General features: G+C 61.0%; 19 protein-coding genes. 5 read left to right on the top strand and 14 right to left on the bottom strand.

Annotation, left to right across the window (positions count from 1 at the left end; translation table 11 throughout):
* Nucleotides 1–70: 70 nt before the first annotated feature.
* From D1222_RS07065 to D1222_RS07080, 4 genes are all read right to left on the bottom strand, one after another.
* Nucleotides 71–310 carry a hypothetical protein gene (locus D1222_RS07065; RefSeq protein ID WP_119453475.1) on the bottom strand — a complete coding sequence of 80 codons (240 nt, stop codon included), beginning with the start codon at nucleotides 308–310 and terminating at the stop codon, nucleotides 71–73.
* A gap of 23 nt (nucleotides 311–333) precedes the next feature.
* The gene (locus tag D1222_RS07070; RefSeq protein ID WP_119453476.1) at nucleotides 334–687 is read right to left on the bottom strand and encodes a YdbL family protein; all 354 of its coding nucleotides are present in this window, start codon (nucleotides 685–687) and stop codon (nucleotides 334–336) included.
* Nucleotides 688–710: 23 nt separating this feature from the next.
* The gene (locus D1222_RS07075) at nucleotides 711–899 is read right to left on the bottom strand and encodes a YnbE family lipoprotein (protein ID WP_233348544.1); all 189 of its coding nucleotides are present in this window, start codon (nucleotides 897–899) and stop codon (nucleotides 711–713) included.
* A 67-nt stretch (nucleotides 900–966) separates the two neighbouring features.
* Complete coding sequence (locus D1222_RS07080) at nucleotides 967–4254, bottom strand: intermembrane phospholipid transport protein YdbH family protein (RefSeq protein ID WP_182481891.1); 3288 nt, start codon at nucleotides 4252–4254, stop codon at nucleotides 967–969.
* A 246-nt stretch (nucleotides 4255–4500) separates the two neighbouring features.
* On the opposite strand from D1222_RS07080, the gene D1222_RS07085 reads away from it, so the two are divergent.
* Nucleotides 4501–5850, top strand: coding sequence for a M23 family metallopeptidase (locus D1222_RS07085; RefSeq protein WP_233348545.1), 1350 nt, complete (start codon nucleotides 4501–4503; stop codon nucleotides 5848–5850).
* A gap of 226 nt (nucleotides 5851–6076) precedes the next feature.
* Here the strand turns inward: D1222_RS07085 and D1222_RS07090 are convergent, their stop codons facing one another.
* The gene (locus tag D1222_RS07090; protein WP_182481892.1) at nucleotides 6077–6427 is read right to left on the bottom strand and encodes a UrcA family protein; all 351 of its coding nucleotides are present in this window, start codon (nucleotides 6425–6427) and stop codon (nucleotides 6077–6079) included.
* A 263-nt stretch (nucleotides 6428–6690) separates the two neighbouring features.
* On the opposite strand from D1222_RS07090, the gene D1222_RS07095 reads away from it, so the two are divergent.
* Entirely contained in the window at nucleotides 6691–8646 is a 1956-nt protein-coding gene (locus tag D1222_RS07095; protein ID WP_119453480.1) for an alpha/beta hydrolase family protein, read from the top strand.
* A gap of 37 nt (nucleotides 8647–8683) precedes the next feature.
* Here the strand turns inward: D1222_RS07095 and clpB are convergent, their stop codons facing one another.
* The 8 genes from clpB to D1222_RS07135 all read right to left on the bottom strand — a co-directional run bounded on the left by clpB (nucleotide 8684) and on the right by D1222_RS07135 (nucleotide 18903).
* A complete protein-coding gene (clpB, locus tag D1222_RS07100; RefSeq protein ID WP_119453481.1) occupies nucleotides 8684–11308 on the bottom strand; it encodes an ATP-dependent chaperone ClpB in 2625 nt (874 codons plus the stop codon).
* Nucleotides 11309–11505: 197 nt separating this feature from the next.
* Nucleotides 11506–12390, bottom strand: a complete 885-nt coding sequence (locus D1222_RS07105) for an RNA polymerase factor sigma-32 (RefSeq protein WP_119453482.1) — start codon at nucleotides 12388–12390, stop codon at nucleotides 11506–11508.
* Nucleotides 12391–12564: 174 nt separating this feature from the next.
* The gene (locus D1222_RS07110) at nucleotides 12565–13092 is read right to left on the bottom strand and encodes a CarD family transcriptional regulator (protein ID WP_119453483.1); all 528 of its coding nucleotides are present in this window, start codon (nucleotides 13090–13092) and stop codon (nucleotides 12565–12567) included.
* 155 nt (nucleotides 13093–13247) lie between these two features.
* Entirely contained in the window at nucleotides 13248–13589 is a 342-nt protein-coding gene (fdxA, locus tag D1222_RS07115; RefSeq protein ID WP_119453484.1) for a ferredoxin FdxA, read from the bottom strand.
* 66 nt (nucleotides 13590–13655) lie between these two features.
* Nucleotides 13656–14096 carry a tellurite resistance TerB family protein gene (locus tag D1222_RS07120; protein ID WP_119453485.1) on the bottom strand — a complete coding sequence of 147 codons (441 nt, stop codon included), beginning with the start codon at nucleotides 14094–14096 and terminating at the stop codon, nucleotides 13656–13658.
* A complete protein-coding gene (locus D1222_RS07125) occupies nucleotides 14089–14388 on the bottom strand; it encodes an RNA-binding S4 domain-containing protein (protein ID WP_325049222.1) in 300 nt (99 codons plus the stop codon). The genes D1222_RS07120 and D1222_RS07125 overlap by 8 nt, the downstream gene beginning before the upstream one ends.
* Nucleotides 14385–17132 (bottom strand): helicase-related protein, encoded by a 2748-nt coding sequence (locus D1222_RS07130; protein WP_233348546.1) that lies wholly within the window; start codon nucleotides 17130–17132, stop codon nucleotides 14385–14387. The genes D1222_RS07125 and D1222_RS07130 overlap by 4 nt, the downstream gene beginning before the upstream one ends.
* Nucleotides 17133–17181: 49 nt before the next feature.
* On the bottom strand, nucleotides 17182–18903 hold the full coding sequence (locus tag D1222_RS07135; RefSeq protein WP_119453487.1) for an ArnT family glycosyltransferase: 1722 nt from the start codon (nucleotides 18901–18903) through the stop codon (nucleotides 17182–17184).
* A 222-nt stretch (nucleotides 18904–19125) separates the two neighbouring features.
* Here D1222_RS07135 and D1222_RS07140 point away from each other — a divergent pair, with 222 nt between their 5' ends.
* The 3 genes from D1222_RS07140 to aguB all read left to right on the top strand — a co-directional run bounded on the left by D1222_RS07140 (nucleotide 19126) and on the right by aguB (nucleotide 24258).
* Nucleotides 19126–22311, top strand: a complete 3186-nt coding sequence (locus D1222_RS07140) for a TonB-dependent receptor (protein WP_119453488.1) — start codon at nucleotides 19126–19128, stop codon at nucleotides 22309–22311.
* A gap of 100 nt (nucleotides 22312–22411) precedes the next feature.
* Nucleotides 22412–23419 (top strand): agmatine deiminase family protein, encoded by a 1008-nt coding sequence (locus tag D1222_RS07145; protein ID WP_119453489.1) that lies wholly within the window; start codon nucleotides 22412–22414, stop codon nucleotides 23417–23419.
* A complete protein-coding gene (gene aguB, locus D1222_RS07150) occupies nucleotides 23416–24258 on the top strand; it encodes an N-carbamoylputrescine amidase (RefSeq protein WP_119453490.1) in 843 nt (280 codons plus the stop codon). Before D1222_RS07145 ends, aguB begins: the two co-directional genes overlap by 4 nt.
* Here the strand turns inward: aguB and D1222_RS07155 are convergent.
* Nucleotides 24240–25130 carry a hypothetical protein gene (locus D1222_RS07155; protein WP_119453491.1) on the bottom strand — a complete coding sequence of 297 codons (891 nt, stop codon included), beginning with the start codon at nucleotides 25128–25130 and terminating at the stop codon, nucleotides 24240–24242. The two genes, aguB and D1222_RS07155, sit on opposite strands and share 19 nt — an antisense overlap.
* Nucleotides 25131–25144 lie beyond the last annotated feature (14 nt).

Raw genomic sequence — 25144 nt, forward strand, 5'->3', positions numbered from 1 at the left:
TGAGTGTCCGCAAAGAGAGCGAATCTAGCTGATTCGCCCCAATATGACGCCCCAAGTGGCAGCGTTGCGGTCAGCTATCGAGGTCTTCCGGGCGCTCTATGTCGTCATGCCCGCTGCGCGCGCTGTGAAAGCTGAGCCAGAAAAGGCCGACTGAAAGGGCAATGCTCGCGACGGCGCCGAGGCCATAGGCGATCCAGCCATGCAGGCTCATCGTTACGCCGAGTTCGGCCCACATCATGCCAACACCGATACCGGCCAGAATGAGCACGCCAATCGCGCCGATGATGAAAATGATCGTCAGTCGGGTCATGGACGAAGAGGTAGGGCAGAAATCTATTTCTGCGACCAGGTCCCGCTGTCATCCATGATGTATTCGCCCGGCGCTGCCTTTGCGATCAGGGCTTCGCCCGTGACGCGAGCGACCTGTTGCGGCGTTGCGCCCGTGCGCTCAGCGGTTTCGCCATAGGCGGCGCGGCGACGATTGTTGATGTCCTGCACGAGGCGGACAACCGAAGCGTCTGCGCTGCCAGCGACAATGCCGAGATAGCCGTCGATACGCTCACCCACGACGCCCTGATCCTTGGCGGCTTCCAGTTCTGGATTGGCCGCAGCGGCGGGCGCTGAGACAGTGACAGCCGAGCCGGCGATGAAGAGCGCGGAGAGGGCGATGCGGAGAATATTGGCCATATTTGAAACCTTGGTCCTTTGACCTAGAAGATGTCCGGGTTGGAGGCGATCAGGTCCTCGACTTCTCTTTCGAGCTTGACGCGGATTTCCTGCTCAACCTTCACATTGAGATTGATGGTGATGGGCTCTGTCGGCGCCTGCACGCGTACGGTCGGCGTGCACGCAGCAGCGATAGCGACAAGGCATGGGGCCAGAATGGCAGCTTTTTTCATGTTCACAGCTCTCATGGGCATTCACTCTACAGCATAGTGTCTGAACCTGATTTGAACAGATGTTTGCTCATGGCTCAGACGGCTTGTCACCTGCGGGGGCGTCTTCGATATCTTCTTCATCCGGTGCGTCATCGCCAGTAAGCGAGCCATTGCGGACCTCTGCAAGCCAGTCAGTACCGGTGATGCTCTGGCTGCTACGGATCAGTTTGGAAAGCTCTGAATCGACGCCGATATTAAAGGCGAATGGCGCGCCGCCAAGCACATCCGGCGACTTTCCGACCAGCTCTAGCGTGATCATCATGCTGCCGGTGAGGTTGCCGTCTGCGCCAACCTCCAGCACCGAAAACTCGAAGTTTCGCAGCGCCCGGAAAGCCATGTCGACGCGTTCGTCGGCTTGCGAGGCCGCGTCGGCGACGCTGCCCGTATAGGCGATTGTGCCGCCTTCCTCGTCGGCGCGAAGCACAGCGTTGCGGATGAATACATTGGCGCCGCGAAGCTCCACCGGGAAGGTGCCTGAGACTGTGCCGTTGGCGTTGATGTCCGGCAGGCTGAAGACTTCGATCAAGCGCGAGAGCTCAATCTCGCGGGCGGTGATCTCAACGATGTCGCTCGTGCCCGCGATCGTCCATTGCGACTGGTTTAGCAGCAGCGTGCCGCCCGCGAATGGCCAGGAGGCGCGCTCAATGATCGCCGCATCTGCCCCGAGAATCTGGAAGCCGATCTCGCCGTCCCGGAGGGGGAGGCCCGGATTGATTTCTCCAACGGTCACTTTCTGGCCGGGCGGGGTGTGGAGCTTGAGCAGCTCGTCAAAATCGATACGGCCATTGATATTGTTCACCGCGCCCACACGCAGCGTGTCGAAGCCAAAATCACGGACCTCGACAAAGCCAGTGCCGCTGAGGTCGCCGCCATCAATGAGGAGGGACGCGCCGGCATTCAGCCGCCCACGTGCGTTCGACAGGAGGCCGCGCACACGTTCACTGAGGGCCGTTGGCTGGAAGGCGCCTGGCTGGAAGATGAGGTCGCGGGAACGCAGCGACGCTTCACCGTCAAGCTCTACCAGGTTGAGCGTCATCTGCAGGTCAGCGATCTCGCGCTGGCTGCGGCTGGTCCGGAGAGGCCCGCTCAGCTGCATGATGCCGTTGGCAAACTCGGCGCTGAGGTCGGTCTGCAGCGGCTCGTAGATGGGGTCTTCATTCTTGTCGCGGATGATGACGGTGCTTGCACTGCCAGAGCCTGCAATGCCGGTTTCGGGTAGCGTAGCATCAAGCGTGAGTGTTTCGATGTCGATCAGCGCAGGCACGAGCGAGCCGGTCAGCTCTGTGCGCCGGGTGCGCGCCGAGAAGGAGAGCGGGCGGCCCGTCTTGAAGCCAAGCTCTGGCCGCGCGGCGGCGATGACAAGCGTGTTCTCACCGATCTCAAGGTCTGCGGTCATCTGGCGGCCGGTAAGGCTGAGGCTGGCCGTACTGGCCGCGCGCCAGTCCAGAACGCCATCATTGAGGGCAATTGTGCCTGACGTGCTTTCGCTCTCAAACGGCAGCTCAAGCGAGGCGACGCCAAGCTGTCCTGAAATCGCGCCATTTGCACGCCGCAGGAGGCGCCCGTCCTGCGGGCAGAGCTCTGTCAGGAAGGCGCCGACGCGCAACGTATCGGGCGAGGTGAAGCCGTCGGATTTGAGGCCGATGCAGCGTGTACTGAAGGACTGGACGCGCAGCGGATCCGAGAGGCGCGCATCGACACCGCCAAATATGCTGGTGTCGGCAAAGTCGAGCCCGAACATGCGACCATTGATGCTGGCTGTGCCGACAGCCTGGAGACCCGGCTCGGCGGCTTCTGTGTTGAGGGTGAGCTGGTCGAGATTCACAGAAAGGGTGAGGCCGTCGGCGCGCCACGGGGCAATGCGCAGCCTGCCTGTTTCAAGCAGGACGCCGTCGGACGTAACGCCAGCCTGTTTCACATAGGCATCAAGCGAGGGGAGCGATGGGCCATTGAGGGCGGCGACGCCGCTCAATTCTGTGCGATCGTTTGAAATGGTCAGCACACGCTCATTCGTGGTGGGGGCGAGCGAGAATTGCGCGCCGTTGGCGGCGGTTGCGTTGATCTTGTCGCTTGTCTCCAGCGTCCAGCCCGCGCCGCGCTCGAATCCGAACCGGTAGGAGGCGCCGAGCCTGAAATCATTCAGGGCAGCTGTGAGGCCGCTGCGCAGTGCATTGCCGTGCGCGGTGAAGGGCGGACCTGACCGCAGCGGCGAGAGAAGGTCGCGGCTCATCTCTCTTGGAATGGACGCTTCTGCGATGGTGAGGTCGCCTGCGAGTTCGGCTTCGTTCAGCTGGTCGTCCACCTCGCCCTCTCCAGTCAGGGTGGAGCGGCCGAGTGATATACCGGCGAGCGTGGCCGCCTCTGCGCCGATGGCGAGCGTGCCCTCAAGCGGGCCGGCGCGCGAACGGGCGGCATCCAGCGTCACCGTCGGCGAGGTCACTACGTTTTCTTTGTAGCGCAGCGTTGATGCCTCACCCGAGACTACGAGCGAGCGCAGGAAGCCTATGGGGCCGTGTTCTGTGGTGTCGAGCTTGCCGGGGTTGATGCCGGCTGTCCCGGTCAGGCGGAGGTTCTCAGCGGCGATGTCCTGCGCGGCGCTCTCTTCGGCCTCGAGCGTGAACTCAAGCGTCGGGCGCAGGGATGGCGTCAGGCTGGCGTCCAGAAGGATGTTCCGGCCCTGATAGGCGTCGAAGCGCGCCTCGCTGAGCTGGAAGCGGGCGCTACCCTGTACGGCGGCGCCGATGATGGAGAGGTCGAGGCGGCCTTCCTCTATCTTCAGGCGCCCCTGATCTGTTCGAAGGTCGGCAGGTTCTGCGCGCGCATGGATTTCGGCCTGCAGTGGCAGCTGTGCGTTCACATCGCCATACATACGAATATCGCCCGCGGGGGTCGCGATCTCGACGCGGGCATTGCGCATGCGGATGGCGGGAATGTTGAGCTGGGTGTCATCCGAGCTGTCGCTGGCAGCTATGTCTTCGAGCCCGCCGAGCGTGACGCTTCCATCGGAATTGTATTCCAGCCGGATGACCGGATCATCGACACTGACGAGGCGGATGCTGGGTGAGAAGACGCCCGGCCAGTCGAGGTCAACCTCCAGCTTGCCAGCTTCGACGGGCCTGCGGTCAGTCTGGTTGGCGATGGAAATCTCGCTCAGCGAGACGCCGGAGAGGCCAAGTCGGTCGATCTCGAAGCTGCAGGTCAGGTCGTTGGCGGCGCACCAGCGCTCTGTGTAGTGGCGCGCGATCGACTGGCGCATGAGCCAAATCGAGACCAGCGCCAGCAGAACAAATCCCACGACAGCACAGCTGATTGTCATCCATGGACGATTTTTAATCAAACGCCTGATCATTCCGTATCCAGATGCTGCATCGCAGCGACTAATGCAGATGTAATGGAACACCTGCTTGCAGAAGCCCCCGTCCCTGCGATAGCTACAGTAGCGGGGCTAGTTGAAAAACCGTTTACCTTAATTGCGAGGTAAGGAATTCAACTCACAGGGGCATAGACTTGAACCGTCTGCACGCGTCTTGCACGCTGGGACCAGGGAGGCCCGTTTCACGACATGAACCTATCGCGTAGTACAGTTACCCTTTCCATGCTCGGCATCGCCGCTGTTGGTACATCTCTTGGTGTTTTCCACTCGCTCGGCCAGTCACGCACCGCTGAGGCTCAGATCCCAGCCACTGTGCAACTTGCCATGCCGCTTGCTTCAACGCTCCTGACGGCGGACGGGTTCGATCCCGAAACCGAAGTCATCACCCGCGACGGCACGCTTCAGCCGCGCGAGACGCTGATCGAACTGGTAACTGAACTTGGCGTTGGTGGTTCCGATGCGTCGCGTTCGCTCCAGGCGATCTATGATGCTGAGCTTGTCGATCCGCGCCGTGTGCGCCCGGGTCTCAATGTGACGGCACAATTCCGCGGCGATACGCCAGACACTGCTGAGCTCGTCTCCCTGTCGCTCAGCCGGGACAATGGCGGCCAGATCCTCTCCAAGCGCATGAGCGACGGCGAGTTCATGCCGATGGTGCTCCAGCCACACACCCAGCCAGTTGAGCGCCGGGTTGCAGGCACGATTGATGGCAGCATCTATCAGACTGCTCTTTCGCAGGGTGCACATGACCAGCAGGTCGTCGATTTCGCCAAGATCTTTGGCTATGACCTCGACTTCCAGCGCGACGTCCAGCCGGGCGATGAGTTTGAGATCGTCTATGAAGAGATGGTCGATGAGCGCGGCAACCGCGTCAGCTCCGGCAATGTTCTCTATGCGGCTTTCAACGGCCGCCGTGTCGACAAGTCCTATTACCGTTTCACGCCGGAAGATGATGGCGCGACGGATTACTTCAATTTCGACGGCGAGAGCGCCACGAAGTTCCTGATGAAGACGCCGATCAATGGCGCGCGTCTTTCTTCGAACTTCGGTTATCGTCGCCACCCGATCTCTGGCTATAACAAGCTGCACAAGGGCACCGATTTTGCTGCCCCGACCGGTACGCCGATCTACGCAGCTGGCCATGGCACGATCGAGCGCGCCAACCGCTATGGCGGCTATGGCAACTATATCCGCATCAAGCACGCGAATGGCTTCCAGACCGCTTATGCGCACATGTCCCGCTTTGCGAGCGGCATGCGCGCTGGCACACGCGTCCAGCAGGGCGACGTGATCGGTTATGTCGGCTCCACCGGCGCATCGACCGGCCCGCACCTTCACTATGAAGTCCTGCGCAACGGCTCGCACATCAATGCGATGACGCTGGACATGCCGACCGGCCGCAAGCTGGCTGACAGCCCGGCCATGTTCGAAGAGTTCGTCGCACGCCGCGACGAGATCGACCAGATGCGCCAGACGGCACCGACCCCGAATGGCGGCGGCGTCCTGATGGCCAGCCATGAGGCCCCGCCAGCGCCATAAGCGGCGCTGCTGCAAATACGGTTCAAGTCACAGAAAGCCCGCGTTCAGATGATGAGCGCGGGTTTTTTATTTGGTCTGGTGGAGGGGCGACATATCGCGATGTGTTGAGGATCGGCTGGGCGACGACCGATCCCGGCTCTCAGGCACGAAAAAACCCCGGCCGGATAATCCGTGCCGGGGTTCCTGATATCGTGTCGCCTCAAACTTGGAGAGGCGAAACTGACGCTTAGCGTGCGGCGAGCTGGATGCGTGCCGATGGTGCTGGCGTGAAGTAGGACGAGTCTGCGTACTGCATGGACAGGTTGCGGTTCGCGATGCTGTCGACAGCCTGGTACATCAGGTCTTCAGCGCAGACTTCGTCAACGGCGAGGCCGATGGTGACGAGCGAAACCTTGCGGCAGGCGCGCTCTGCTTGCAGCTCAAGGTCTGCGAGCACTTCAGCGGCGCCGGCTTCGGTCGCGAGTGCGGCTTCGTCATAGGTCAGCGTTGCGGAGACGGCCTTGTAGTCGGTTTCAGCGTGCGCAACGCCGCCAAAGATGGACATTGCGAAGAGGAAGGAGGAAATACGCTTTTTCATAATCGAGCCCTTTTCGATTTGAATTGCTGGGTCGTTGCCCTTGATGGCCCCGCATTTCGCAGGTGCACAACAGTACCTTCGCGCATGCAGCATTAATTTGAAGACATATTTGTGCAGCGCACCCATGCATAATTGCGCAGATCTGGCCGACCGTCCGCGCCGTATCCGTACTTCCAGCCAATTTCCGAAGCTTTCAGCTGCTGGGCAGTTGCCCGGTCAGACGTGACCCTCTAGCTCTCAGGTTGAGAGGGAGGAGCTGATCCATGAAGAAACTGATTGCCGCGCTGTGTGTAGTGTTCACTGCAGGATTGCCGTCGTTTGCTGACACAGCGGACCTTTATGGACGCGCAGATGGCGTGAAGTGGCCAAGCCTGTCTCCAACCGGTGATCTGCTCGCGGTGCACTGCTCACCGCAGGGGCAGCCTTCAGTCTGTATCTTCAATATCGCAAAGGGCGAGGACGTCGCATTCATCCCGCTTGGCGGGGAAGTTCGCCTTCAGGGCTTCTACTGGCCGTCAGATGACTACCTCATCATCAATGTCTCGACCTTCAAGTCTCTGCAGACCGTGGACGGGCAGAGGGATTATAATTTCCTGCAGGCGCTGTCCTACGACATCGATGACAATGAGCTGAATGTTCTCCTGAACGATGAGGGGCTGATTATTGACGCGCAGTCGGTGGTTTCGGTCCTGCCGGGTGACGACCGCAATGTCATGATGGCGGCTGTGACAGCCAATACAGGCCAGAGCGAGCATACATTGGGTAGTATCAGGCCAGACCGGGGCGGTACGGCCTGGTCGATCGCAACGTTCAAGACGCGGCTCGATAATGGCAAATCGCGCCGTGAGCGCACCCTACTGAAGTCGACCCTCGGCGCCTGGTTCGACGCTGAGGGGGAGGTTGTCGCTGAAATCGTCAGCCCGGATCGCTCCACAAGGCGAGAGCTTCGCAGCAACAATCGCACACTGTTCACCTATGATAGCGCCAGCGCCAATGACTTCGCGGTGCTTGGTCTCGACCAAGCGAGCGGCAAGCTGATCATCTTCCGCGATGTTGGCGACGAGGACGGGCTGTATTTCATGTCGCTTGAGGATGGCTCCATGGAGCCGGTCCGGATTGCAGGTGTCGATGTCGGCCGGGCGAGCCCGGTGCGCGACACGTATACGCGCGGCATTGTAGGGTTCGAGTATTTCGACGGCATGACGCGTCAGGTGTTCACCGATCCGGTCCTGAGCGACGTGCTCAGCCAGTTGAGCGGCGCGCTCGGTGGTAAGCGCGTGAATATCGAATCCTGGAACCGCGACCGGTCAAAGATTGCGATCTCTGCCGCAGAGCCCGGCAGACCTGCCGACTATTATGTCTTCGACCGGGGGGCAGGGGCGCTGGGCCCGATTGGTTCGGCCGCGTCCCATCTTGCAGAGGCGACGACCGGGCAGGTTGTGACACGCGAGATCCGGGCGCGTGACGGGCTTCAGGTTGAGACCTTCCTGACACTGCCGCCCGGCAGCACGCTGGAGGATGGCCCATTCCCGACCGTGATCATGCCGCATGGCGGCCCTGAGGCGCGCGATGGTCTTGGCTATGACTGGTGGGCGCAGGCACTGGCGGCCGAAGGGTATCTTGTCATCCAGCCAAACTTCCGCGGCTCCAGCGGCTATGGGCAGGATTTCCGCAATGCCGGCTTTGGTGAGTTCGGCGGCAAGATGATCGACGATATCGCTGATGCGGGCGCGTGGGCGGTGAGCCAGGGCCTTGTCGCAGAAGACGCTTACTGTGTCGCGGGGGCGAGCTATGGCGGCTATGCCGCGCTGATGATGGGGCTGAAGGACAAGGCGCGCTCGCGCTGCCTTATCTCTGTGAACGGTGTCACCCAGCCCTTCGCCCATGTCGGGGCGTTCGCGCTGGACTCCGAGACCGGCCAGTACTGGGAGCGCTATCTCGGGCTGAACCGGTTCGATTCAGAGGCCGAACGCGCGGTGATCTCTCCTGTGGCGCGGGCAGCCGAGTATGACCAGCCGATCCTGATCCTGCATGCCGAGAATGACCTTGTGGTGCGCACGGGGCAGGCGCGTTTGATTGCGAGTGAGCTTGATGGGAAGCCCGGCTTCAGATCCGTCAGCCTGGGCGAAGCCGACCACTATATTGGCGGCTCGGATGTGCGGGCGCAGGTGCTGCGTGAGACATTTGCGTTTCTCAACGAAAATCACCCGGCCCGCTAAGGGGCCGGGTGAGGTTTCAAGCTCTGGCGCTTGCTGATCAGTTCAGGGCGGCAGCGCCTTTGGCGAAGTCGTTCGGCACGCCGTTGATCGAGAGGGCATCGCCTTCGACATCGACCTTTACGGTCGAGTTGTCGGCGACCTTGCCTTCGAGAACGAGGCGGGCCAGCGGGTCCTGAAGCTCTTTCTGGATCACGCGCTTGAGAGGGCGCGCGCCATAGACCGGGTCATAGCCGCGATCGGCGAGCCAGGTGCGGGCACCTTCTGTCAGGTCGACCTTGATCTTGCGATCGGCCAGCAGCTTCGACAGGCGAGCCATCTGGATGTCGACAACATGATCGATCTCTGCCCGGCCGAGCCGTTTGAAGAAGACGATCTCATCGATCCGGTTGATGAATTCCGGCCGGAAGTGCGCCCGGACCGCCATCATCACCGCTTCGCGCTGGGCGTCATTGATCTCACCGGCATCACCGCTGGCAAGCGCATCCGCGCCAAGGTTCGAGGTCATGATGATGATGGTGTTGCGGAAGTCCACCGTACGGCCGTGGCCATCGGTGAGGCGTCCATCATCGAGCACCTGAAGCAGCGTGTTGAAGAGGTCCGGATGGGCCTTCTCTACCTCATCGAACAGGACGACCTGATAGGGTCTGCGCCGGACAGCTTCGGTCAGCACGCCGCCTTCTTCATAGCCGACATAACCGGGAGGGGCGCCAATCAGCCTTGCGACCGAATGCTTCTCCTGGAACTCCGACATGTCGAGGCGCAGCACCGCCGAGTCGTCGTCGAACATGAATTCGGCGAGCGCCTTGGTGAGCTCTGTCTTACCGACACCAGTCGGACCGATGAAGAGGAAGGAGCCAATTGGCCGGTTCGGATCCTGCAGGCCAGCACGGGCGCGCCGGACGGCGTTGGAAACAGCGGCGAGCGCCTCTTCCTGACCAACGACACGCTTCATGAGCGCCTCTTCCATGCGAAGAAGCTTCTCGCGCTCACCTTCCATCATCTTGTCGACGGGGATGCCGGTCCATTTGGAGACGACGGCGGCGATATGCTCTGGACGCACGACCTCAGAAACGAGACCGCCATCTTCCTTGTCCTCTGCTTCGGCGCGTTCGACCGCTGCGATACGCGCCTCCAGTTCGGGGATAACGGCGTATTTCAGCTCTGAGGCGCGGGAGAGGTCACCCCGGCGCTGGGCTTCGGCCATGTCGGCATTGGCCCGGTCGAGCTCTTCCTTAGCAGAGGCGGCCCCTTTCAGCTTGTCCTTCTCGGCGGCCCAGGCGGTTGTCAGCTCGTCAGATTCAGACTGCAGCTCTGCAATCTGGTCCTCGATGGCTTCTAGCCTGTCCTTCGAGGCTTGGTCCTTTTCCTTCTTGAGAGCTTCCGCCTCAATCTTGAGCTGGAGCAGGCGCCGATCGATCTCGTCGAGCGCTTCAGGCTTGGAGTCGACCTGCATGCGAAGACGCGAGGCGGCCTCGTCCATTAAGTCGATGGCCTTGTCCGGCAGGAAACGGTCGGTGATGTAGCGGTTCGACAGGCTGGCCGCCGATACGATCGCCGCATCGGAGACGCGCACGCCGTGGTGGGCTTCGTAACGGCCTTTCAGGCCGCGAAGGATGGAGACCGTGTCCTCGACCGTCGGCTCATTCACGTAGACGGCCATGAAGCGGCGGGCGAGGGCGGCGTCGCCTTCGACATATTTGCGGTACTCATCGAGCGTGGTGGCGCCGACGCAGTGAAGCTCACCGCGCGCGAGGGCGGGCTTGAGCAGGTTGGAGGCGTCCATCGCCCCATCCGTCTTGCCCGCGCCAACGAGGGTGTGCATCTCATCGATGAAGAGGATCACGCCGCCTTCGGCCTGTTCGATCTCCTTGATGACGGCTTTCAGCCGCTCTTCGAACTCACCGCGGAATTTCGCGCCAGCGATCAGCGCGCCCATGTCGAGGGCGAGAAGGCGCTTGTCCTTCAGGCTTTCAGGCACGTCGCCATTGATGATACGAAGGGCGAGACCTTCGGCGATGGCGGTTTTACCGACGCCCGGCTCACCGATCAGGACCGGATTGTTCTTGGAGCGGCGGGAGAGCACCTGGATTGTGCGGCGGATTTCCTCGTCGCGGCCGATGACCGGGTCGAGCTTGCCGGACCGCGCATCGGCGGTGAGGTCGCGCGTGTACTTTTTCAGCGCCTCATAGCCCTGCTCGGCGTTTTCGGTGTCGGCCGTGCGGCCCTGACGGAGTTTGGCGACGGCAGCTTCGAGCGCGCCGGGCTTAACGCCGCCTGCTTCGATCGCTGCGGCAGCCTTGGAGCCTGAGAGGCCTGCAAGTGCGATCAGAAGGCGCTCAACGGTGACATAGCTGTCGCCCGCCTTCTTCGCGCCGGCATCCGCGTCGGCGAAGAGTTTGGCCGTCTTCTGGTCGAGGCGAAGGCCTGCATCGCCGCCAGAAACGCTCGGCTGGGCGCGGAGGGCCTCATCGGTTTTCTGCTGAACGATTTCAGGATTACCGCCAGCCGCGCGAATGAGATTCACGGCGAGCCGGTCGCGGTCTTCGAGCATGGTTTTCAGGATATGCTCTGGCAGGAAAAGCTGGTGTCCTGCAGCAAGCGCGGCCGTCTGGGCCGACTGGATTACACTTCGCGCACGCTCTGTGTACGTATCGAAATTCATATCTATCCCCTTTCAAAGGCAGAATTTTTAAGGCGGTCTGACTGGATCAGCGTCGTGCTGCATCCGGCGGGGCCGCGGGTCGGCTTCCGGCCCCGCTCAGCGGCGACCATCGGCTTCAAAGGGGATATGGGGAGCGAAGAAATAGGCCGCAAGCGGGAGCCTGCGGCCTTGAAGGTTTTTAAGGGAAGAGGAGTAATCTACCGGGTCGGAATGAGGCCGGTTTCTTCTGGGTCACCGACCATGGAAACCAGCGCCTTGCGGAGTTTGCCGAGCGCCTGATGTTCGATCTGGCGGACGCGCTCTTTCGAGATGCCGAGACGTTTGCCGAGCACTTCGAGGGTGACGGTGTCGTCGGTGAAGCGGCGTTCGCGGATGATCAGGTTTTCGCGATCGGTCAGCGTCTTGAGGGCTTCAAGGATCCAGCGGCGGCGGCGCTCGCTGTCATGCATTTCCATGACGCGGGTTTCGGTGACTTCATTCTCGTCTTCGAGAAGATCCTGCCACTGCGCTTCGCTGTCGGTCGCGAGCGGCGCGTTGAGCGAGCGGTCGGAGGCGGACAGGCGCGAGGCCATGTTTTCAACGTCGCGCTCTGGCACGCCGAGATGGGTGGCGATCCAGGTCTTGTTCTGCGGCGTCATGATGCCGTCGCCCGTATCGTCGATCTTCGCGCGCAGGCGCTTCAGATTGAAGAAGAGCGACTTCTGCGCGGCGGTCGTACCGGTGCGGACGATCGACCAGTTGCGCAGGACAAAGTCCTGAATGGACGAGCGGATCCACCACGAAGCGTAGGTGGAAAAACGCACTTCGCGTTCTGGATCGAAGCGTGCGGCGGCCAGCATCAGACCGACATTGCCTTCCTGGACAAGATCGGACAGCGGCAGGCCATAATGGCGGAATTTCGAGGCCATGGAGATGACGAGGCGCATATAGGCGCTGGTCAGTTCGTGCAGGGCGTCTTCGTCCTGATGGTCGCGCCAGCGTACAGCAAGGTCCACTTCGTGTTCCTGACTGAGCATCGGTTTGTTCATGGCGGTTCTGACAAAACGGCGATCTGCTGTATCTGTTGTCGAACGAACTGCCATGGCGCGGCTCCTCATCTGTCTTTTACGGACGGTCCCTGCATGTTCATACGCGCATGACGAGTATTGGTTCACTCAGCGGCAAAAAAAATTCAGCTTTCGTTCATCTCCGTAAACAAAAAGCCCCGCCGGTGAGGGCGGGGCTTTGAATTTATGACCTGAAAAGAAGGCGGCCGATCAGGCGGCTTTCTTTTTGGCGAGCGACTTTGCAAGGCGCTCCATTGCGGTGTCGTGGTCGGTGTTTTCGACCGCCGCGAGTTCGCGGGCCATACGGTCGAGCGCGTTCTCATAAAGCTGACGCTCGGAGTAGGACTGCTCTGGCTGATCTTCGCCGCGGTGCAGGTCGCGCACAACTTCTGCGATTGAGATCAGGTCGCCAGAATTGATTTTCGCTTCGTATTCCTGAGCCCGGCGCGACCACATGGTACGCTTGATGCGGGCCTTGCCGCCGAGGGTCTTCAGGGCATCATCAACGAGCTTGGAGCCAGCGAGGGCACGCATGCCCGAGGCTTCAGCGCGGTTGGTCGGCACGCGCAGGATCATCTTGTCCTGGTCGAACGACACCACATACACTTCGAGTGACATGCCAGCGACGGTCTGCTTTTCGATCTTCGTGATCTGACCGACACCGTGTGCCGGATAGACGACCGACTGGCCGACCGCGAAAGCGAGTTCCTGGACATCACCCTGTGTTTCTTTGGACATGTGCTGATAGCCTTTCTACGCAACATGAGCCTTCATCCCCCGGTGACGATTTTATAGTCAGACCGGAGATTGATGCAGGCTCCCTGAAATTAAGCTGATATTTATGTATCAGAAAAAAGACTATTTTACAACTGTGAGTATTTCGCAGGTGCGAACTAGTCGCCGTCGCCAGGCTTCGGGCTGAAGTATTTTTCAAGCTTGTCTGTTTCTTGCGCGAACTTTTCCCGGTCCTCGGGAGGCTCTTTCATGCGCGTAATGTTGGGCCAGACCTTCGCGTATTCGGTATTCAGCTTCAGCCACTTGGAATCCGGGTCATCTTCGGTGTCCGGCTTGATGGCCTCTACAGGACATTCCGGCTCACAGACGCCGCAATCGATGCATTCGTCCGGGTGAATGACGAGCATGTTCTCGCCTTCATAGAAGCAATCGACGGGGCAGACCTCGACACAGTCCATATACTTGCAGCGAATGCAGGCATCGACGACGATATATGTCATGGAGATATAGTCTTCCTGGCTTTAGGTGTGCGGGCATTTGGCGATGAAGACGCCTTAAGTCAATCGTCAGAGGTGACGCGTCTCAGCCCGGCGGCGTGCCTGATTGCGGCGGACATCGTCGACATGCAGCAGGCTGGCGACATGGCGGATGAAGGCTTCCTCGAACTTACAGGCCGCGCCATCGGCCAGTGAGACGAGGTAGAGACCTTCGACGACCTTCACGCGCTTCAGGAGTGGCAGCTTCTTCACATGCTTGGTGAACTGGTGAGAGCCGATGGCATTTTCAGCGAGGTCCTCGCCCTGCTCCATGACTTCGTCGACGCGTTCGGCATCAAGACCGAGGCTGTCGAGCAGGATTTCGGCGATCTGGTCGCTTTCGAGATTGGCGTAGACACCGTCCACCAGCGCGACTTCGACGAGCAGGGCAGCCGTGGCGACTTCGGGGTCGATCTCACGCGGCTGGGCAGGGGGCCGCTTTGAAAACAAGTTCTTCAGCGCATCAAGCATCGTGGCGCTCCTGATCGTTTATGGCGAGGTCCTCATAGAGCTCGCGCGCCTCGCTGGCCGGTCCGCGGCGCTCACCATGACCCCGCACCCGGACGCTGACTATTTGGCCACCTCTGGGAAAACTTACAATATCTCCCGGCAAGATACGAAAGCCGGGTTTGGTCACCTTGCGCAATTGTCCGTTGCGGGAGAGGCGGACGCCCTTGCCGGTGACATGAGCTGTGGCGAGTGCGCGCGTCTTGAAGAAGCGTGCCCGCCAGAGCCAGATATCAAGGCGCAGTTCTTCGCTTATGACTTGTTCTCCGGCGTGTCGGTGCTGACCTCAGGCGTGTCGGATGTTGGAGGCGTTGCCGGCTTGCCCGCACCCTGGTTGGCGGCGCCATCCGTCTTGGCCTGTTTGGGCTTTTTCTTCTTCGGTTTCGGCTTTGGAGCCGGCGGCGGAGGGGGCAGCAGGCTGGCGAGCGCTGCGAACGGGCTGTCCGGGTCCGGCTGGCGTGGCGCGGGGCGTCCGCCGCCTCTTTGGGGGCGACCTTTGGAATTGCCGGATTTCGCGTGCTTGGGGGGACCGCCCTTGCCTTTTGGACCAGATTGCGGGCGCTTGCCGCGCGGCGGGCCGTCCTGACGGTTGCGGGACAGGTAGCGCCAGAGCGTGACGGCGCCAGTTTCAGGATCTTTCTCCGCCGGGGCAAGGCCAAAGCCTTTCACAACGGCTGGAAACTCATCGCCCGGGCAGGAGATGACAGAGGCCAGCTCTGCCGGAAGCTCAAATGCGGGCTTGTCGGCCTCCTTGCGGCGCTTGGAGATTTCCCAGCCTAGGCGTTCGGCCAGGTCTGCGCGGACGGCGCGCTTGCCAAAGCGCAGATAGCCCTGGGCGTGCAGCTCTGCATCGTCCCACTCGCCATCAAGCTCGAAGGAGCCTGCGCCTTCCGGGGCGACACGGCGGTCTTTGCCGGTCTGGCTGGCCTGAAGGATGGCGATCATGCGCTGGGCCGCAGGTTTCTGGGCATCAGGCACGTGAGCGGCAACCCGGCCCGTGCGCAGCCCGGCGGTTTTCAGCGCTTCGCGTTCTTCCTTGGAGACATGCGGCGGGGGCGACTCTTCGCGAAGGTCGATGGCCGCGCCGCTTTCGAGCAGGCGGAAGGCGAGACCACGCGCCATGCCCTGAAGTTCTGTGCCGGTTTCGCCAAGCTTGAGCTTTGCGTGGGTTGGCAGCACCCGCTTCATTTCCTCACCGAGCCATTCGTCGACGCGCTTGAGCGCGGCTTCACGGCGATGGGTTTCGGTGTCTTCGGCGCCGATCAGCTCAAGGCGGGGGGCAAGCCAATCCGGGCCGGGCTTCAGGCGGGCGATCTCTTCACCTTTCCAAGTGATGGCCCCGCTGTCGGCAAGGGCGAAGGCTTCGGCAGGCGCGCCAGCAATCTCTCCCAGCCTTTCGGCGAGGATCGGGCCCAGTGCGGAAACGGCAGCAGAGCGCACAGCCTTGCCTTCCAGCGTCTTCGCCGTGGAGGCAGGTTCGAAGTGGAGACCGACGAGGCGGCCAACAATATGACCTTCGACGGTGACTTCTCCGGTGTCAGACAGTTCAGTCAAAAGCAGATCTTCCCTTTTCAGTCCGGCAAGCAGGGCCGTGGTGCGCCTGTCTACAAAGCGCAATGTCAACGCAGCGTGAAGCGCATCCGACAGCCTGTCTTCTATTTCCCGCGTCTTCTCACGCCAATAGGCCGGGTTTTCCAGCCAGTCCTCACGATGGGCGGCATAGGTCCACGTCCGGATCATGGCAAGTCTGTGCTGAAGACTGGATATGTCCGGGACGTTGGCTTCGAGGTTGTCGAGACGCTTTTCCATGGCGACATCGCCGAGGCGCGCGTCAGGGTCTGCGAGCGTTTCAGCGAGGCCAAGAACGAGCCGACCATGGCCCTCATGGCCTGACTTGCGAAAGTCTGGAAGGCGGGCAAGGTCCCAGAGGCGGCGGACCTTGCGCCCACCGCGGATCTCCGGGCCGATCGCTTCGTCTTCAGCCATGCGGCGCAGCACCCATTCGTCCAGCGCATGCGGGTTCTGGCGCAGGACCGGATGCCCGGACGGCCGCGAGAGGCTGGCGATCAGCGTCTTGATGGACCGATAGTCGAGATTTGAGTTTCGCCACTGAAGCTCATCGACCGGCTCAAACTGGTTTGTCTCGATGGCGTGGACCAGCTCTTCCTCGAAAGGCGGGCAGTCGCCCGTCTCGCCAAATTCGCCATCGGTGCGAAAGCGCCCGGCGCGCCCGGCAATCTGCCCGGCTTCGGCAGCCGACAGCCAGCGATTGCGCCGTCCATCGAACTTTGAGCGCGCGGCGAAAGCGATCCGCTCCACATCGAGATTGAGGCCCATGCCGATCGCGTCAGTCGCGACAAGGTAGTCGACTTCGCCAGACTGGTAGAGCGCGACCTGCGCGTTTCGGGTGCGCGGGCTGAGCGCGCCCATGACGATGGCGGCCCCACCCTTCTGTCGCTTCAGCAGCTCGCCGATGGCGTAAACCTGCTCAGTTGAGAAGGCGACAACGGCAGAGCGCTTGGGCAGCTTGGTGATCTTGGTCGGGCCGGCATAGTGGAGCTGCGAGAAGCGCTCTCTTGTGTTGGTGTCGACATCGAGATCGAGGTCTCGCAGGACGCCGCGCATGGTTTCTGCGCCAAGCAGGAGAGTTTCCTGCGTGCCGCGCGCATGGAGAATGCGGTCGGTGAAGACGTGGCCGCGATCTTCGTCACCTGCGAGCTGGATCTCGTCGACGGCGAGGAACTCGACCCGCTTGTGAACCGGCATGGATTCCACAGTGCAGACCCAGTAGCGCGCGGTCGGCGGCTCTATGCGCTCTTCACCCGTGATGAGCGCGACGGCGCGTGCGCCCTTTGCCTTCACGACCCGGTCATAGACTTCGCGTGCAAGCAGGCGCAGCGGCAGGCCGATCATGCCGCTAGCGTGGCCCATCATACGCTCAATGGCGTAGTGCGTCTTGCCGGTATTGGTCGGGCCGAGGACGGCCTTCAGGGTGCCCATGTCAGTGCAACTGCCAGAAAAGCGGGAGGGGGTTCAAGCGAAGGTGCGCTTAATTCTGCGCCGGGCAAGGCGGCGGCGCATCCATCGTCTCATCCTCGAACCGTTCGACCCAGTCGCCTGTGCGGGGCAGGGGATCGAAGCCGGAGGCGCGATAGAGAACAAGCTCCCGCATGATCGGACAGCCATTCGAGCGCTCGCCGAGGTCGACGCTGACGGCACCAACGCGTTCGAAGGTCTCAAAGTCAGCGGCGATGGCTGGCCTTCGGTTCGGTCGGTAGCTCGCAACAAGGACGTCGCCGTCTATGGCGGGTGTAAGCGGCTGCTGTTCTGCGAAGCTGTGCGCGCCTTCATTGTAGCGCCAGAGGATCAGCGGCGCGCCGATCCGGTTCTTCAGATAGAAGTCGAGGCCGTGCCAGACTTCTCTCTCATCGGTGACGAGGGCGCTTGGCGTGCCGTTCTCTTCTGTAAAAGCGGCGAGCTGGTCAGAAAGTGCATCCCAGCCGCGCGTGCGTTTGAGGGCGTTGTCGAGGTCCAGCGGACCAGAGATCATGTTCGGGATAATCAGGGCGACCATCATGACGAGGCCAAGGACGCCGTGCAGGGTCAGCCCTGCCCAGAAGAGGCCTTCGGGACGGAAGCGGAAGGCAAAGGCAAAGCCGACAATCCCTGCGGCGACGGCAAGGCCAACGGCAAGGCGGGCGGTCAAGGTGAAGTCTGGCGCGAGCAGGAAGCCGACGGCTGAAAGCGCGGCGATGGTCCACCACAGCCAACGATTGGCGCGGGCACGGATGAAGAAGATCGCGATCAGGATCGAGGCGGCCGGGTAGGCGGTCGCTGCCCAGTTGGCGTGTGCGCGGGACAGGACCGACTGGAATAGGATGATCGTCAGCACCGGGACGATGAAGGCGCTGAGCCACAGCTCCTGGCGTCCTGTTTCCGGCCGTCTGCTGGCGCGCAGGAAGAAAAGCGCGGCGATCAGGCCAAGGAAGCTGACCGGGCCGAAGACGCCCATCTGGTCTGCGAGGAATTTAAGGGCGTTCTCTGGATTGAGCAGATCGCCGCCAAGATTGGCGTTGTCGACCGTATGGCCAACGGTCGCAAAATCATTCGCCGCATTCCAGACAAGGTGAGGCGTGATGACGACAAGCGTCGCGGCGAGGGCAGCGAGACCTTTGAGAGAAAAGAGGCCCCTGCGGGTCGGCGCGTCAAAGACGGCAGTGAGCGCGATGCCGATGGCAAAATAGATCATCGCATATTTCGCGAGGAAGCCTGCGCCAACTGCGAGGCCAAGGCCAACAAAGCCTGCCCAGCCAGCTTCGCCTTCGCGCACCCGCCAGAGCAGATAGAGCGCGCAGGCCCAGATCGGCATCAGGACGCCGTCAGTAGATAGCACAAATGAAGACAGCCAGACCGCTGGCATCAGGGCATAGCCAACGGACGCCATGAAACCGGTCCGCGGGCCAGCCATGCGCCGGCCCAGCAGGAAGAGGCACCAGGCCGCGATCGTATGAAGGAAGGCGGCGGGCAGGCGCACCGCCCAAGCAGAATCGCCGAAGATGGCCGTGCTCGTATGAATGGTCCACGCGATCAGGGGCGGTTTTGAGTAATAGCCCCAGTCCAGCGTCTGTCCCCAGCGCCAGTACTGGGCTTCATCCGCATAGAGCTCCAGCGGCGTGAGAAGCACGCTCAGCATACGTAGCACCAGAAGCCCGATAAGAATCAGGGCTGTGCGCCGGGCATAATCTGTCTGGTGTGCGTCTGTGCGGGTCATCAAGGTCTGCTGCTAGCGCGGAGTTTACGCCAAGGCCAGCACTAGAGGTGATGTGTGTCTTTTTTGCACGCTTCCGAAACGGAATGTTGCAGTGCACAGCTCTTACTAATGACTGTCACGAAAGAGTTACATAGCGGGAATAGAGGCGCGAGCAATTGAGCTTTGGTCGTCTTCCGTCTGGGGAATTCGGTCAAACCGAGCAACTGAAGAGGGGTTTCTTCAATGTCCAACTGGAAACTAATGTCAGGTGTGGCAGCGGCTACACTTTTCACCGCGGCGATTGTCGCACCTGCCGAAGCGCAGGTTACGTCCGCGGGTGTCCGCGGCGATGTGGTCGCACCTTCTGGTGAAGCCGTCGCAGGCGCGAACGTTCGCGTCATCGACACGCGTACCGGTTCGGTCAGCGTCTCCACGACCAGCGCAACCGGCCAGTTCCAGGCACGCGGCCTGAACGTCGGCGGTCCTTACGCCATTGAGATATCGGCGCCAGGTTACGCAACCACGCGCGTCACCGACGTCTACCTCCAGCTGGGTGAAGTCGCGAACGTCACGCTTCCTTTCGCTGAAGCTGTCGCTGACGACGCAGAAGCCCGCATGAGCACGGTCACCGTTTCGGCGACTGCAGGCGGCCTCGTTCAGACCGCGATCGGCCCATCGGCCACCTTCTCGCTCTCGGACATCGAGAACTCCCCAGCCATCAACCGCGACCTGAAGGACATCGTCCGTCTCGACCCGCGCGTTTACCTCGACGAGTCCTTCAATGACTCGATCCAGTGTGCTGGTGCGCACCCACGCTTCAACTCCCTGACCGTTGACGGCATCGGCCTCAATGACGGTTTCGGCCTGAACTCGAACGGCTACCCGACGCAGCAGATGCCGTTCCCGTTCGACGCGATCCAGAACATCTCTGTTGAGCTGGCACCTTTCGACGTTGAGTACGGCTCCTTCACGGCTTGTAACATCAACGCTGTGACCAAGTCCGGTACCAACGAGTTCCACGGTTCTGCCTTCTACGACTATGGCGACGACAGCCTCGTCGGCGACCAGAGCGAAGGCGACGAGTACAACGCTCCGGCTTTCGAAGAGAAGCGCTACGGCTTCACCCTTGGCGGCCCGATCCTGAAAGACCGTCTGTTCTTCTTCGGCGCTTATGAAAAGTTCGAAGGCCCAGGCGCAAGCATCGACCGCGTCCCTGAGAACTCCTCACGCGCCGGTTCGGTCGTTGAGGGCTTCACCCAGGCCGAGTTCGACGAAATCGCTGACATCGCGCAGAACATCTACGGCTACAATCCAGGTGGCATTCCGCAGTCCACCGGTACCGAAGATGAGAAGTACCTGCTCCGTCTCGACTGGAACATCACGAACAACCACCGTGCTGCCCTCACCTACAACTACAACGAAGGCTTCAGCCTTTCGGAGTCGGACGGTGACGACAACGAGTTCGAGTTCGCGAACCACCTCTACAACCGTGGTGCAGAACTGCAGGCTTACTCCGGTCAGCTCTTCTCGGACTGGACGAATAACTTCTCCACCGAGCTGCGTTACTCCTACAATGACGTGAAATTCCTGCAGCAGTCTGTTGGCGGCACCGAGTTCGGTGAAGTCCAGATCACCGACAACAACACGCTTGCTGTCGATGGCACGAACCAGCGCAACACGATCTATCTCGGTGCTGACGACTCCCGTCACTCTAACCAGCTCGAGTACTCTGTCGCGAACTACAAGGCACTTGGCCGCTACAATGTTGGCGACCACAACTTCACCTTCGGTGGTGAGCGTCTTGAGTACGAAATCTTCAACCTGTTCGTTCAGGAATCCGAAGGTGAGTTCCGCTTCAACTCGATTGACGACTTCCGCAACGGTCTTGCAAGCCGCGTGATCTATGAGAACGCTGCAGGCACGAACAACGCTGCTGATGGCGCTGCTTCTTTCGAGTACGAAATCAACACGCTCTACGCCCAGGACGAATGGACCGGCCCGAACGGCCTGACCGTCACCGCTGGCCTGCGTTATGACTTCTACACCTCGGACTCCAAGCCGACCTTTAACCAGGACTTCTTCAATCAGTACGGCTTCCGTAACGATGAGACCCTGGACGGCAAAGACCTCCTGATGCCGCGTATCGGCTTCACCTATGACTATCAGCCAAACCTCTCCTTCCGCGGCGGTTTCGGTCTGTACTCCGGTGGTAACCCGAACGTCTGGATCTCGAACAACTACTCGAACAACGGTGTGACGCTTTACGAAGCCAACCGCCGAAACTTCGACCTGTTCGCGAACCCGGTTGCTGGCGGCCAGACCCCGATCTTCGGTGTCCCGCAGGAAATGTTCGACGAAGTCGCAAACGGTGCGGTTTCCGGTCCAGTCAACGCGCTTGACCCGAACTTCGAAATCCCATCCGAGTGGAAGCTGGCTCTTGGCTTCACCTATGACTTCGACGCACCAATCATCGGCTCGGGCTATGTCCTGAACGCTGACTTCCTGTGGTCGCAGGTCAACAAGGCAGCAAACGTCGAAGCTATCTCGCTCACCCAGACCGGTACCGCGCCAGACGGCCGCCCGATCTATGACGGCGACACCAGCGACTTCATGCTGACCAACTCTGACGAAGGCGAAAGCTTCGTTGCGTCGATCGGTCTGAGCAACAGCTTCGACATCGATCCAAGCACGAGCGTCGACTGGTCCCTCGGCTACGCTTATGTCGATGCAGAAGACGTGAACCCGATGACCTCTTCGGTTGCCTTCTCGAACTGGTCGAACATCTCTGTCGTCGACCCGAACAACATCGACGTCGCAACCTCCAACTACGAGATCCCGCACCGCATCACGGCGCGCGTCTCGGTTGCGAAAGAGTTCTTCGGTGAGTACGCGACCCGCGCAACGCTGTTCGGTCAGGCCTTCCAGGCACGTCCGTTCTCCTTCACCTACTCGGGCGCTTCCCCGTTCGGTGACGGCACGTTCGGTCGCTCGCTGGTCTACATCCCGACCGGTCAGAACGATCCGCTGATCGACTATGCGAACTCCACGCTGACGGCTCAGGAGTGGGAGGCCCTCTTCCGCTACGCAGATCGCTTCGATCTGAGCCGCGGTGCGATCGCAAGCCGCAACCAGTCCGAAGGCCAGTGGAACAACCGCTTCGACCTTCGCCTCGAGCAGGAACTGCCGGGCGCGATGGCTGGCCACGAGACCTCGGTCTTCATGGTCATGGAGAACGTCGGTAACTTCCTGTCCAAGGATTGGGGCACCTACTACCAGGCGTCCTTCCCACAGGACACCGAGATCGTTTCCGCAACGATCAACCCGCAAGGCCAGTACGTCTACAGCGGCTTCAACCCGGCAGATGCAGAGCGCAAAGTGCTCAGCCTCTCGGTCTGGTCGGTTCGCTTCGGCGTGAAGTACGAGTTCTAGGACCCGTACGTAGCCCCAAGGGTTTGCAAGAATTGATGAAAGGGCGGCTCCATGCGGGCCGCCCTTTTTCTTTGGGGCAAGCTGTGGCAAATCGCGGCCCATGACCGACACGACGATTGCATTCACCCCGGCCGAATGGGCGCCCCAGTCCGCGATATGGGCTGGCTGGCCACATCTGAAGGATGCCTGGGCCGAAGATTATGAGGGCGCGCAGCGAGAGATTGCCGCGCTGATTGCTGCGCTGGCACCTGTGGTGCGCGTGAAACTCGTCATTGGCGACCCGGCCTCACGCGCCGAAGCGGCAGACCTCGTCGGTGACAAGGCAGAGATGTTTGATGCGCCGATGGGCGACATCTGGCTGCGCGATATCGGCCCTGTCTTCGTGAAGTATCTCAACCGCCTTGAAGGGCTCGGTTTCGAGTTCAATGGCTGGGGCGGCAAGTATGAGCTGGAAGGCGACAGTGAGACGGCGGCGGCGATTGCGCGGCTCGAGGGTCATCCGCTGAAGCGTCTGCCTTTCGTGCTGGAAGGCGGCGCTGTCGAGCAGGATGGCGAGGGCGTCCTGATCACGACGCGTCAGTGCGTTCTCAACCCCAATCGCAATCCAGGCTGGAGCCAGGAGAAGGCAGAGGAAAACCTCAAACTCGCCTTCAACGCACAGCGCATTGTCTGGCTGGGCGATGGTCTGCTGGGCGACCACACGGACGGCCATGTCGACAATATCGCGCGTTTCATCGCGCCCGGTCATGTCGTTTGCCAGACCCCTTCGGGGGATGATGACCCGAACGCCGACGTCCTGCGCGAGATCGAGGACACGTTGCGCGCCGCAGAGCTTCAGGTTTCAACTATTCCATCGCCGGGCCGCATCCTCGACGAGGATGGCGAGATCATGCCCGCGAGCCATATGAATTTCCTGATTTCAAACGGCCGGGTGATCCTGCCGGTCTATGAGGATGAGCACTCCAAGCTCGCCGAGGCAGAGCTGCAGGCGTTGATGCCAGAGCATGAAGTTATTGCCCTGCCATCGCGCCACATCCTGTCTGGCGGTGGCAGCTTCCACTGCATGACCCAGCAGGTCCCCCAAACTGACGGAGGTCTTTCGACATGAGCCGAACCGTAAAAGTCGCGGCCCTGCAGGCCTCGTTCAGCAAGGACATGCAGACCAATATCGACAAGGTGAAAGAGCTGGTGCGGGACGCGGCGGCCAAGGGCGCAGAGATCATCCTGCCATCAGAGCTCTTCTGCGACCATTATTTCTGCAAGGTGCAGGACGAGAAGTTCTTTGCCACAGCCTATCCGTGGGCAGAGCATCCTGCCGTCGAGCAGCTCTCAGAGCTCGCCAAGGAGCTGGGTGTCGTCATTCCGGTCTCTATCTATGAGAAGGACGGGCCGGAGTACTACAATTCGATCGTCATTATTGATGCAGATGGCACGCCGCTTGGCGTTTACCGCAAGTCGCACATCCCTGACGGGCCGGGCTATATGGAGAAGTTCTACTTCCGTCCCGGTAATACCGGCTTCCGCGTCTGGGAGACGATGAAGGGCCGTATCGGCGTTGGCATTTGCTGGGACCAGTGGTTCCCGGAGGCTGCGCGCGCCATGGCTCTGATGGGGGCGGATGTCCTGTTCTACCCAACAGCGATCGGGTCGGAGCCACACGATGACAGCCTTGATACGGCCGCGCGCTGGCGCCGGGCCATGCAGGGACATGCGGTATCGAACGTCATTCCGGTCGTCGCGGCAAACCGCACCGGCGATGAGGAAGGCCAGATCTTCTATGGCACCAGCTTTATCGCAGACCATGCCGGCGAAATCGTCGATGAGCTTGGGCGCGGCGAAGAGGGCGTCATCATGGCCGAGTTTGACCTCGACTTCCTCGACCGTCACCGCGCCGCCTGGGGCTTCTTCCGCGACCGCAGGACCGAGTTCTACGACGTGCTGGGCTGAGCTTCGGGCGCATATGCCGTCTGACGGCCATGTCTTGTCAGGACGGCATGGCGCAACAGTGCCACAACCAGCCCGGCGAGCAGGACCAGGGCCGCGATAGAGCTGCGCAGCAATGCGCTTTGCTGTTCTGGAAAGCGTGGGACCGCGTCTGGCGCGAGACCGGCCATACCGAGCCTGTACTGATAGATCACCATCACGGCAGCCGCGATGCAGATGATGATGGCGAGTAGGGCACTGAGTATGCCGGAGCCGCGCGATCCAAGCGCCAGCGCGCGACTTTCCAGCAAACCTAGCGCCGATAGCAGGATGGAAACGCCTGCGGCATGCAGCCGTGCGGTGCCAAGCCAGCTCGCCTCAAGGGATGGTTCTTCGGACAGGAGGCTGGTGAGATGGAGCGCAGCGAACAGAGCGATGAGTGCCCAGCTGACATACGCGAAGGATACGAAGGGGCTTTCGCCAACAAGATAGAAACTTAGCGCCGCGGCGAAGAACAGGAATGCAGTCAGGGTGAGTGCGCTTACCGTGTCGCCCTCAAGCGCGCTGTCGATCATGGAGGCGGGGGCAGCGATAAGGCAGAGCAGGTTCACGCCGAGCATCAGGACGAGGAAGGCAAATCCCCGCGATGGTATGGCGAAAGCGCAGAAAAGAAGCGGCGCGATGACGAGCCAGAGATAGGTGAGCGCCGCGAAGGCGGCGAAAACAGGCAGCGTGTGAAGATTGGCTGCGGCGTCATTTAGAAGGGCTGTGAAGGCATAATCGGGCATGGGTGTGCCGAGAGCTATGCTGAGATAGCTCGCCTGCAGCCAAGCTGCCGGAACCACAAAAACAAGAATTGCTGCGCCGCCAAGAATGGCAGGTAGCAGCGCCCTCATACCCAACTGTCTAA

The sequence above is a fragment of the Henriciella algicola genome, from assembly GCF_003576245.1.
Classification (GTDB): domain Bacteria; phylum Pseudomonadota; class Alphaproteobacteria; order Caulobacterales; family Hyphomonadaceae; genus Henriciella; species Henriciella algicola.

Coding starts and splice junctions, on each gene's coding strand:
- D1222_RS07130 (WP_233348546.1), bottom strand. CDS start 17,132: ATGGGCACCCTGAAGGCCGTCCTCGGCCCGACCAATACCGGCAAGACG.
- D1222_RS07145 (WP_119453489.1), top strand. CDS start 22,412: ATGACCGACACGACGATTGCATTCACCCCGGCCGAATGGGCGCCCCAG.
- D1222_RS07065 (WP_119453475.1), bottom strand. CDS start 310: ATGACCCGACTGACGATCATTTTCATCATCGGCGCGATTGGCGTGCTC.
- D1222_RS07080 (WP_182481891.1), bottom strand. CDS start 4,254: ATGACAATCAGCTGTGCTGTCGTGGGATTTGTTCTGCTGGCGCTGGTC.
- D1222_RS07070 (WP_119453476.1), bottom strand. CDS start 687: ATGGCCAATATTCTCCGCATCGCCCTCTCCGCGCTCTTCATCGCCGGC.
- aguB (WP_119453490.1), top strand. CDS start 23,416: ATGAGCCGAACCGTAAAAGTCGCGGCCCTGCAGGCCTCGTTCAGCAAG.
- D1222_RS07155 (WP_119453491.1), bottom strand. CDS start 25,130: ATGAGGGCGCTGCTACCTGCCATTCTTGGCGGCGCAGCAATTCTTGTT.
- D1222_RS07110 (WP_119453483.1), bottom strand. CDS start 13,092: ATGTCCAAAGAAACACAGGGTGATGTCCAGGAACTCGCTTTCGCGGTC.
- D1222_RS07085 (WP_233348545.1), top strand. CDS start 4,501: ATGAACCTATCGCGTAGTACAGTTACCCTTTCCATGCTCGGCATCGCC.
- D1222_RS07095 (WP_119453480.1), top strand. CDS start 6,691: ATGAAGAAACTGATTGCCGCGCTGTGTGTAGTGTTCACTGCAGGATTG.
- D1222_RS07105 (WP_119453482.1), bottom strand. CDS start 12,390: ATGGCAGTTCGTTCGACAACAGATACAGCAGATCGCCGTTTTGTCAGA.
- clpB (WP_119453481.1), bottom strand. CDS start 11,308: ATGAATTTCGATACGTACACAGAGCGTGCGCGAAGTGTAATCCAGTCG.
- fdxA (WP_119453484.1), bottom strand. CDS start 13,589: ATGACATATATCGTCGTCGATGCCTGCATTCGCTGCAAGTATATGGAC.
- D1222_RS07120 (WP_119453485.1), bottom strand. CDS start 14,096: ATGCTTGATGCGCTGAAGAACTTGTTTTCAAAGCGGCCCCCTGCCCAG.
- D1222_RS07140 (WP_119453488.1), top strand. CDS start 19,126: ATGTCCAACTGGAAACTAATGTCAGGTGTGGCAGCGGCTACACTTTTC.
- D1222_RS07135 (WP_119453487.1), bottom strand. CDS start 18,903: ATGACCCGCACAGACGCACACCAGACAGATTATGCCCGGCGCACAGCC.
- D1222_RS07090 (WP_182481892.1), bottom strand. CDS start 6,427: ATGAAAAAGCGTATTTCCTCCTTCCTCTTCGCAATGTCCATCTTTGGC.
- D1222_RS07075 (WP_233348544.1), bottom strand. CDS start 899: ATGAAAAAAGCTGCCATTCTGGCCCCATGCCTTGTCGCTATCGCTGCT.